This window comes from Clostridia bacterium, assembly GCA_019683875.1.
Classification (GTDB): domain Bacteria; phylum Bacillota; class Sulfobacillia; order RBS10-35; family Bu92; genus Bu92.
In genome coordinates this window covers 1-2098 of record JADGHN010000197.1, presented here as the reverse complement: position 1 = coordinate 2098, position 2098 = coordinate 1, and the positions used below count along the sequence as shown (strand labels likewise).

Genomic DNA, 2098 nt, shown 5'->3' with positions numbered 1-2098 from the left:
TCGCGGAGGCCTACCCGCAGGTGGAGGCCACGGTCGCCGCGAGCGCGGCCGAGGCCGTGCGCGACGCGGACGTCGTCTGCTGCGCGACGACCGCCACGGAACCCGTCTTCCCCGCGGGCGCGGTCCGCCCCGGCACGCACGTCAACGGCGTCGGCAGCTTCCGTCCCGACATGGTCGAGCTGCCGCCCGAGCTCCTCCGCCCGCCCGTGTTCGTCGAATCGCGCGAGATCGCGCTCGCCGAATCGGGCGAAATCCTCGCCGCGCTGCGCGCTGGCCGCCTGCGCGAGGACGACCTCGTTCCCGTCGGCCGCGTCCTGGCTGGCGAGCATCCGGGCCGGCGCGGCCCGGACGAGATCACCGTCTTCAAGAGCGCCGGCACGGCCGCGCAGGACCTGTTCGCGGCGGCACGCGTGTGGGAAAACTACCGGGCGGAACAATCCCAACGCACACTGCGCGACAGGGAGTGACGACCGTGAAGATGGAAGCCGTGGAGAGCGAGCTGAAGCACTGGGGCGAGATCATCGTCACGACGGCCGCGGGGGACACGTACGAACTCCACCTCGGCGACACCACGTTCGACACCAAAACCCGCATGATCAAGCTGACGACGCCCGAGGCCGAATACCTCATCGACGGCGACGCGGTCGAGAACATCAAGAAGCACTACGGCCACAAGATCGAAGGCGGCGACGCGTAGCGCCGCCGCCTCGTCTTCGGCACCCCTTCAGGATCGCGGCGCGCCGTCACTTCGCGAACCGGTCGAGCCGGAACGGCTCGATCGGGTGGCGCGTGCCGCCGTCCAGGGCCAGATCCGCCATGATCTCGCCCAGCGTGGGCGCGAACTTGAACCCGTGGCCCGAGAGGCCGGCCGCCACGGCCACGCGCGAGAATGCCGGATGCAGCCCCAGGCAGAAGTTCAGGTCCGGCGTGTTCGTGTACATGCACACCTTGGACCGCGCCGCGCCCGGCTTCAGCCCCGGCAGCAGCACGGCCCGGGCCTCCTCCACGTGCGCGACGTCCTCGGGACGGATGGACCGGTCGACAGCGTCCGCGGTGGTGGTCTCGCCGCCGTGGTGCCGGCAGAACTTCACGGCCTCCCCGTCCAGCGCTGGGAACCCGTAGAACTGGGCGCCATCCGGCCGCTCCCAGAGGAAGACCGGCATGCGCTCCGGCAGGTACGGCGCGATGTCGCCGTCCGGCAGGAACCAGTGCATGACCTGGCGCTCGACCTGCAACGGCAGGAGGCCTTCGAGCAGCGCCGGGTTCCACGCCCCGCCGGCGATCACCAGCCGCGACGCGCGGTACCGGCCCTCGGAGGTGCGGACCTCCACCCCGGCGTCGCCGGCGTCCCATCCGGCGACCCGTTCCTCGAAGCGCAACTCCGCGCCCGCCTCGCGAGCCGAGTCCAGCGCCGCGGTCACCCCCAGTTCCGGGTTCACCACGCCGGCGCGCTTCTCGTAGACGGCCACCGCGCCCTCGGGCACGGCGAACGCCGGGAAGCGCCGGCGCACCTCCGCCGCGTCGAGCTCCTCGTGCGGGAGATCCCAGCGGCGCACGCTCTCCAGCGTGCCGCGGACCACTTCGCTCTCCGGCCGCCCGAGCATCAGGGCCCCTGTGAACGTGAGCAGTTTCCGCCCGCTGCGCCGCTCCAGGTCCTCCCAGAGCTCGAACGCGCGCTGCACAAGCGGCACGTACGCCGGATCCTCGAAGTACGCCGTGCGAATGATGCGCGTCTCCCCGTGCGAGGAACCGCGGTCGTGCGCCGGCGTGAACTGCTCGAGGCCCAGGACGCGCGCGCCGCGCCGCGCCAGGTGGTCGGCGGCGGCGCTGCCCGCCGCGCCGAGACCAATGACGATCGCGTCGTACTGCGCCATCAGCGATGCACGCTCCCCGTGTCCGTGTGCATGCGGCGCTCCGCCATACCCACGAGCAGGTGGACGAGCGCCCACACGGCCACGTGGGAGGAGGTGTGGTTCGGGTCGAACGGCGGGTAGACCTCGACCATGTCCCAGCCGATGAGGTTCGGCTGCTGCCCCGCGAAGTGGAGCGCCCGGTACAGCTCGTACGTCGTGAGGCCGTTCGGGTCGATCGGCCCGCC

The 2098-nt window shown here is 71.8% G+C and carries 4 protein-coding genes; 2 read left to right on the top strand and 2 right to left on the bottom strand.

Annotation, left to right across the window (positions count from 1 at the left end; genetic code table 11):
* The coding region (locus tag IRZ18_09855) for an ornithine cyclodeaminase family protein (protein ID MBX5477409.1) at positions 1-467 on the top strand (467 nt) is incomplete at its 5' end.
* 5 nt (positions 468-472) lie between these two features.
* A complete protein-coding gene (locus IRZ18_09850) occupies positions 473-697 on the top strand; it encodes a hypothetical protein (protein MBX5477408.1) in 225 nt (74 codons plus the stop codon).
* A 46-nt stretch (positions 698-743) separates the two neighbouring features.
* Here the strand turns inward: IRZ18_09850 and solA are convergent, their stop codons facing one another.
* Both solA and IRZ18_09840 read right to left on the bottom strand, forming a co-directional pair.
* A complete protein-coding gene (solA, locus tag IRZ18_09845; GenBank protein ID MBX5477407.1) occupies positions 744-1874 on the bottom strand; it encodes an N-methyl-L-tryptophan oxidase in 1131 nt (376 codons plus the stop codon).
* Positions 1874-2098, bottom strand: a 225-nt coding sequence (locus IRZ18_09840) for an arginase family protein (GenBank protein ID MBX5477406.1), incomplete at its 5' end; no start/stop codon positions are given. The genes IRZ18_09840 and solA, both read right to left, overlap by 1 nt.